Origin of the sequence: Longicatena sp. 210702-DFI.1.196 (genome assembly GCF_020563125.1) — a bacterium.
Taxonomy (GTDB): domain Bacteria; phylum Bacillota_I; class Bacilli_A; order Erysipelotrichales; family Erysipelotrichaceae; genus Longicatena; species Longicatena caecimuris.
On sequence record NZ_JAJCPX010000065.1, the window covers coordinates 1 to 7,797 of the forward strand.

Annotated in this window: 7 protein-coding genes; all 7 read right to left on the bottom strand. The window is 38.2% G+C overall.

The features are described from left to right. Positions 1-109: 109 nt before the first annotated feature. The gene (locus LI241_RS15160) at positions 110-310 is read right to left on the bottom strand and encodes a hypothetical protein (RefSeq protein WP_226897159.1); all 201 of its coding nucleotides are present in this window, start codon (positions 308-310) and stop codon (positions 110-112) included. Positions 311-397: 87 nt separating this feature from the next. Beyond that, positions 398-1,120 carry an aspartate kinase gene (locus LI241_RS15165; RefSeq protein ID WP_008689887.1) on the bottom strand — a complete coding sequence of 241 codons (723 nt, stop codon included), beginning with the start codon at positions 1,118-1,120 and terminating at the stop codon, positions 398-400. A gap of 269 nt (positions 1,121-1,389) precedes the next feature. Further along, positions 1,390-2,055 carry an N-acetylmannosamine-6-phosphate 2-epimerase gene (locus LI241_RS15170; RefSeq protein WP_008689888.1) on the bottom strand — a complete coding sequence of 222 codons (666 nt, stop codon included), beginning with the start codon at positions 2,053-2,055 and terminating at the stop codon, positions 1,390-1,392. A gap of 733 nt (positions 2,056-2,788) precedes the next feature. Further along, positions 2,789-3,376, bottom strand: a complete 588-nt coding sequence (locus tag LI241_RS15175; RefSeq protein WP_008689890.1) for an NUDIX hydrolase — start codon at positions 3,374-3,376, stop codon at positions 2,789-2,791. Then, complete coding sequence (mutY, locus tag LI241_RS15180; RefSeq protein ID WP_008689892.1) at positions 3,373-4,455, bottom strand: A/G-specific adenine glycosylase; 1,083 nt, start codon at positions 4,453-4,455, stop codon at positions 3,373-3,375. Before mutY ends, LI241_RS15175 begins: the two co-directional genes overlap by 4 nt. A gap of 287 nt (positions 4,456-4,742) precedes the next feature. Further along, complete coding sequence (locus tag LI241_RS15185) at positions 4,743-6,221, bottom strand: murein hydrolase activator EnvC (protein ID WP_008689893.1); 1,479 nt, start codon at positions 6,219-6,221, stop codon at positions 4,743-4,745. A gap of 215 nt (positions 6,222-6,436) precedes the next feature. Next, positions 6,437-7,345 carry a permease-like cell division protein FtsX gene (gene ftsX / locus LI241_RS15190; protein ID WP_017144559.1) on the bottom strand — a complete coding sequence of 303 codons (909 nt, stop codon included), beginning with the start codon at positions 7,343-7,345 and terminating at the stop codon, positions 6,437-6,439. Between the last annotated feature and the right edge of the window lie 452 nt (positions 7,346-7,797).

Here is a 7,797-nt window from a genome sequence, read left to right on the forward strand (position 1 = left end):
CGGAACCGTACGTACGGTGGTGTGAGAGGGTGATTTATTTCACCCTACTCGATTACTTTTGACATATCCAAACGCTTGTAGCACAAGAAAAAAAGGCAACATTTGCCTTTTATAAAATCATAAATCCCAGGTCGTTTAAAACCTTTCTTGCGACGGCCACCATGTCACTGTTTCCCATGACAACCACACATTGTTTTTCGATATTCACTTCATAATCCACCCGCGTTTCCGCAAGTGCTGCATCAATGCGTTTAGCACTTTCTTCACTATTCAGATTTTTTACCAGCAGGATATTTTTCAACTCGCTCACCTCTATATCGTATTATAGCATATTTCATAAAAAGATATGCTATATTTTGCGCCGTTCAGAAATATTTAAGAAATCGTGATAATTGAATTAGGCATCTATGACCGTACCCTGACTACCAGAGAAGGTTCCCTTAAGATAAATACGAATACCATGTTCTTTTGCATACTCTACACTGCGATCATGCAATACGCGTGACTTCATATTGAGCATTTCATCATAAGTCAATTTATCATATTTTATCGCATAGCTGTTTAGCTTGGGATCATTGTCGTAGACACCATCTACATCGGTATAAATATCCACTTCTTTCAGATCCAGCATATCGGCAAACAGCACAGCACTGTAATCACTGCCTCCACGTCCCAATGTTGTAATATGTCCTTGTGGAGTCATAGAGATAAAGCCACCTACGACTACTACATCATAGTTAGCAAGTGCTTGCTTAACCTTTGTGCCATCCAAACGTAAAACTTTAGCATAATCATAATGATCATCACTGAAAATTCCTGCTTCAAAAAAAGAAAGGGCATGCGCATGAATCCCCATATCTAATAATTCGCTGCACACCTTTAGCGTGGATAGCTGCTCTCCCATGGAAACAAGTCTTGCTTTTTCTTCTTTACTGAGATATTCGCTCCCAAGACTTAATAAAGTATCCGTTGCGTACGCATCCGGATAACGGCCCATGGCAGATACCACCAGCACGATTTTATGTGTCTTCTGATATTCTAAAATATGGCGGTATACATATTTGCGTGTGGCCTCACTGCGCAGGGATGTTCCACCAAATTTCATTACTTTCAGATTCATAACTACCCCTCGCATTCCTTATACCATATGTCACAGCATAAAGATTTGCATGGTCATGTGCCTACTTTAGAAAAGGATGATACAAATAGAAGTCCTGTCTTAAAACGAACAAGCTTTCTTATCACAGAAAAGATTTTTCGTATTCCATTGAAATAAAGTGTCCTAACCAATATCATAAAGTTTTTAAACCAACATAAAAAGGAAGCAGCATTTAGTACACGAAAGAGTCATGACTTTTCTACTTCCTTCCAGGTATCGTTTTCAGCTTTTTACTTTAAGACTTTTACAAAACGTTCTGTTATCTGTTTCGGACGCGTAATAGCACCGCCTACAACCGCACTGTGAACGCCAGCTTCATAAACGGCTGCAAGGTCTTCCGGTGTATTGATCTTGCCTTCAGCTAAAATTGGGGTGTGCAATTCAGCTACTAGTTTTTTCAATAAAGGAATATTTGGCCCATCCACTAAAACAGAATACGGAGTGTAGCCACATAACGTTGTGGATACGCAGTCAAAGCCAATTTTTTCAGCATTGACACATTCTTCAAAGGTTGAACAATCCGCCATAGCCAGTACTCCGTTTTCATGAATATAGGCAACTAGATCTTCCAGTTTTTCTCCATTTGGACGATCACGCAATGTCGCATCCAATGCGATCATCTCACACTTCGTTTCCAACAATTCATCAATTTCCTTTTTTGTCGGTGTAATGTAAATATCGCTGTCCGGATAATTACGTTTTACGATGCCAATAACAGGAAGATCAACTGTTTTCTTTATCTCCATGATATCTTCCTTACTTTGTGCACGAATACCGACAGCACCTCCCTGTTTTGCTGCCAGCGCCATCCTTCCCATAATGAAAGAAGAATGCAGTGGTTCATCAGGCAACGCCTGACAAGATACTACTAAACCGCCTTTAATTTTTTCCAGCATAATTAAAACCTGTCCTTTCTCTTATTACAGTTTCATTATACTTCAAAATTCTTTTTTCGTCTTCCTTTTTTCTACGAGATTATCGAATTCTCATAAAAATTTTTTGCCGTTTTTTTAAGCCATGTAAACAGGCAATTTCTAACTGTCTTTTCTTTCAATGTCCTATACTTTATCAAGACATGCAAACATGCATGCGGTATATCCTGATAAATTAAAAAACACTTTCTGAATAACGTTTGCTAAACTTATTTCTATCCATAGCACACTTCTTTTATGGTATAGCTTTTATGATACTGACATAAATGTTTTAAGACCAAGTAAAAGAAGTAGGAAAGCAACTACCGGAACTGGTATCGTACAAATGAGAAATAATACAAATTTTCTCTTTACTTCCTCTGCATTTTCTTATTTGTAAAACTAGAAATGGAAAAGAAATAAAAATAACCCCCCAATTTATTCATTCGTAATCTCCTAAATTTGTATAATTTGCCATGTGAAATAAAGCATATGTATCACACCTCATAACATGTGTTTTAAAATAGCCTTTTTCAGCATGTTTTTCTATAATGTCTCTTGTTATTTCTAGAACCCTCACTGAATCAGTATCCTCACTGAATCAACGGCAAGTGCCTTATCGCTTATTCTTTCTATTTTGTAAAGTCTTTGTAGCAATGCCGATAACTTCATTCATCCACCTTTTTTATTAAAACATGATTACATGTTGTATTTAATCCTACAAACTGACTTCTGTTTTCTGTTCTGCCAAAACTTTCGTCTTTTCTACCAATTTGTGATACACCGGTTTCATATCTTCTTCTCTTACCCAAGTATCAATTTCTTCTACAGGTATCCATCGAACACCACTATTTTCATCCGCTTTGATGTGTAAATTTTCGGTTTCATCTGCCACACAGGCATAAGTCACATTAAGATGTACATGCGAACTAACAAACTTACCACGTTTTTTATGGGGCGGTACAGGTAGAATATCAATAGCCATAATATGTTCACTTAAAGGTGTAAGCTTAGTTAACCCCGTTTCTTCCATTCCTTCTTTTAAAGCGACATGCAAAGTATCTTCATCCCCATCACAATGGCCGCCGCACCATCCCCAGGAATCATAGATATTATGATAAATCATCAATACCTTGCTCATATCCTGATTCACGATCCAGGGAGAGCTTGTCATATGAGCCATTAAATTTTCTCGGTAAAATATATCATCAAACATCGTCAGATAAGTCATCAATAATTCTTTATCTGCTTCTTCCTGTTCGTTATAAGGATCAAATCCTTTCACTTCCTCTAATAATGTCTTCATTCTTGCGTCCTCCACCATGTATATAAAGCATCTTTATATGCCTTAAAAGCAGTTGGTATCGCATATTGCTGTTCCAACGCTTGCTGTGTACACCATAAGCCATCCAATTTTTCCTTTACCTCTAGTAAATATCCTTGCATATGCCATTCCACATGTGAGAATATATGTTTTGCCGAGCGCAGTTTGATGATTTTATGTATACGTTCATGACCGAGAAAAGCCATAACTTCTTCCTCTTCTCGCTCCCCATCTAACGTGATGAATTCATAAAGCCCTGCTAACAGTCTATCCTCAGCGCGTTGCTGCAGCAGCACTTCCTTTTGATGGACAACGACTAAAATCGTTTTCTTCTCAATCCGCCGTGCTTTCTTTTTCTCTTTTATGGGCAGGCGCTGTGCCTGATGGCTTTGATAACCGATACAGTCTTCTGCTAATGGGCAAATATTACAGCGAGGCATGGCGTTGGGCACACAAATCAATGCACCGATTTCCATCAATGCCTGTGTAAAGGCATCACATCGCTCTATAGGAATATACTCTTTTATAATATTTTGAAACTTTTTCTTTGTACGTTCTTTTAAGATATCATCTTCACTGACAAGAAGGCGGGAAAATACACGCAATACATTTCCATCAACCGCTGGATATGGAAGATGAAAAGCGATACTGGCAATCGCTCCGGCAGTATAATCTCCGATACCGGGCAGTTGTTTTAATAATTCATAGGAATTAGGCAATGAACCGGCATAGTGTTTCACACAGTATTGTGCGCATTTTTTCATATTCTTTACGCGATTGTAATATCCCAGCCCCTCCCAGAGCTTATGTAATTCATCATCATCGGCATTTGCTAGTGCATGCACATCAGGCAATGCATTTACAAAGCGTTCAAAATATGGTTTTACTGCCTCGACACGTGTCTGCTGCAGCATGATTTCACTTACCCACACTCGATAAGGCGTAGGTTCACTCCGCCATGGCAATATGCGTGCATTGGCATCATACCATTCCAATAATGCTTGTACCAAATGTTGTTTATCATGTTTTTCTTTCATGGTTGTATTATAACATTTCTTCATGAAATCACAAAGAAAAAGACCCCTTCTTGATAAAGCAGCATTCTTTTGCTGTCATCTGAATAAGGCGTCTTTTTCTTTTATAGCTATTGTATATAATCGTAGTTCATATAAAACAAAGATCTTACAATTTTAAAACCAGTTCTTGCAGTAAATGAATAACCCGGTATTCACCTTGCATGTTTTTCTATCTTGTTTCCATGCCATTTAGTGCCTTGCACAAACGCATGATCTGCTCACTCTTTTACCATAAATACCTGTCCTTATGGTGTACAGATAATCACTTGATCTTATAAGAAATAATTTTCCGGACGTAAACGACATGGTGAACCATAGCTGGAACAAGCATGTGGATCAGCGTACCAACCAACGCCAAAGCTTAAATCCCCACTATTGTTAAACTTATTCAAAGCATCACTCAAACTCATATTTCCAACGCGAATCATTTCCACATGACAGTGTGGCCCGGTACTATTGCCACTGTTTCCTGTATAGGCAATCGTCTGCCCCTGGGCAACCGCAGTTCCGCTAGATACAGCAGTACCTGAGAGATGATAAAAGGAGAAAGCATAAACCACACCATCAACTCTGGTCAGCATGGTTAAGTTATTTCCTGCGGTAGCCGGCACACCACAATAACTGCCAAAATTATCACCGGATGGAGATGGACAACCACCATATGTCCAAATAACGATACCACTGGCAGGGGCAACAACACGCAAGCCCTGTGCTTGATATGTTCCAAAATCCATTCCTCTATGTACACTGCCATCCGCATATGCCCATGTACCAGCTGAATAATGCCAATTCCCTTGAATTGGTGTGATAAATCCTGTACTTGGTTTTACGCCGTTTCCGTTCCCATTTCCATTATTGCCTTGATTATTATCTTGGGAGTCCCCGTTATGGTCGTTAGAACCATCATTTTTATCCTTATCCGGTTTATCGCTTGTTTCATCATCAAATTGTGCAGCCAAAGAAGTATCTACCTTTGGGATACTCATCTGCGCCATCTGCGTCTTGATTTTCTGATCCAGCAGTTGCTCTTCCTGTTTACGATATGCGCTCATTAATTTTTCATTAACTTCCTTTATGGCTTCCGCTTTTTCCTTCTGGTCCTTTAATCCTTGCTCCTGCACTTTCAGCAATTCCTTTTGCTGTTGGACTACTTCTTTATCTTCCTTCAATTTCGCTTTTTCTTTATTTAATGTTTTGATCTGATCAGATTCATAGGAATTCAGCTGTCCAAGAATCTCTGAACGACGCAGTAAATCAGCAAAGCTGTCTGCCCCCATCAAAAAGTCTATAAAGTTATTACTGCCAATATAAGGCTGCATCTCAATCAGGCGTTCACGCATCATCTTGTCACGTTCTTGAATATCTTCCGTTTTTTCTTTAATTTTCACATTCATCTTGGCAATGGATGCTTCCGTTTTAGCAATGGCGTTTTCCACACTGGCCATTTCCGCATTGATCTTGGCAACCTGTTTATGATTGCTTCGTAGCTTCTCTCCAATGGATTCCATGCTTCCTTTTACATTACTCAGCTGTTTTTTAATACCATCAATCTCTGAGGATAGATTTTTGCTTTTCTGCTGCAAATATTCTTTATAAGCAATACATTCTTGCTGCGTTGCTTTATCGGTAATATATGCACATTTTTTATTCATTTCCGCTTCACGGCCTGCAAAACTTTCCGCCTCTAGGGGACAAGAAGCCATTACGACCATGAACAGACATGCAACAATCATTAAAATTTTTCTCTTCATATCAAATCCTCCTCTTTTTATCACGAAGTAAATGTTAAGGTCGATAAGCATTTAATTTATATCAGCATCGATAACATACGATCATTTATTACGTAAGCATATTTCTGTCAAATAAGCATGTAGGCAAATACGTGATGGAGTTATAAATAAACAAATCAAATAAAGATTTGCTATTTACTTTTATCATATTAACATGAAAATATCTTCACGTATGTTTAACGTTTCCAACGCAGATAACGGCTTGTAGAGAAGAAGCTTCCAAATAAGCCAACTCCCATGCCAATAAGCAAAAGAATACCTGCAACCTGTAAGCTCAACGGCTCACTTGGCTGTAAACGAAACATCTCACTCATCATTCTGCCATCAAGCATTAAATAGACATAATGATATCCTACTACAGTTACGATGGCTGGCACGATTGCTCCTGCCAAACCGATTAAAATACCCTCTAGCATCATAGGAAAGCGAATGCACCAGTTACTGGCACCGACAAATCGCATAATGGCAATTTCTGACTTTCTTGTATAAATAGACATTTTAATCTTATTCGCGATTAAAAACATTGCTACCAAAGTTAGAAAGATAATAAACAGAAAACTGCCGGTACGCATTGAAGAAAAAGTTTGTATCATGGCATCCGTCTCTTCACCGCCATAGCTCGCCTTTACGATACCTTTCATATCATGTATCTGTGCATTGAGCTTCTTGACATTATTCGCATCTTTCACCTCAATAATAAAAGCATCTAGAATAGGATTGGTCTTTCCTTCATACATGCTGAACAGACTGTCATTGCTTTCATATTCTTTTTTATAAGCTGCTAATTCTTCATCACCACTGGATAGTTTCACACTTGTTACATGTGGAAGCTTTTCAATCTTTTTCTGTAACGCGGTTTTCTCCTGATCCGTCACGACATTATCAATCGTCGCACGAATTGTCAAAGCATCTTCAATATGATATGTGATATTGGACAAATTACTTGTCAGCAATAAAAAGACGGCAATCAGCAGCAACGTGATAGTCATCGAAAAAGCTGCGGACATGGCCAGTCCAAAATGTCTTGTTATATTTTTACATGCGGTTTTTATATGGAATTTAATATATCGGTATAGTTTTTTCATAGTTTCATCTCTTTGTAAAGTTAACTTGCACTTATATGATAACGTACCATAGAAAAATTGTAAAGAAAAAGCGCTGTGCATGAAATAATTGGATATAAAAAAGGTGAGACGTTGTTTGTACTTTAAGGGAAAGGAAGTTTTCACAAGTAGGATGCTACATTTTACAAGTAGCATTGCATACGAGCGTAACAAAACAATTTTTAATGCTATCTAATTTCTTCATTCAGATAAAACATCCTATACTTCTAAAACCACCATATAAGTGTTTTATCCAATACAAAGCTAACATAAGAGTTCCCTAATGAATCCGTGAATTCCATCAACAACGATCTATCTAATCACTTCCCCATGTAAGTACATAAACTTTTCTTTGTTTTAATCAACGCAGCTCTTCTCCTTAAATCGAGTAGGGTGAAATAAATCACCCTCTCACACCACCGTACGTACGGTTC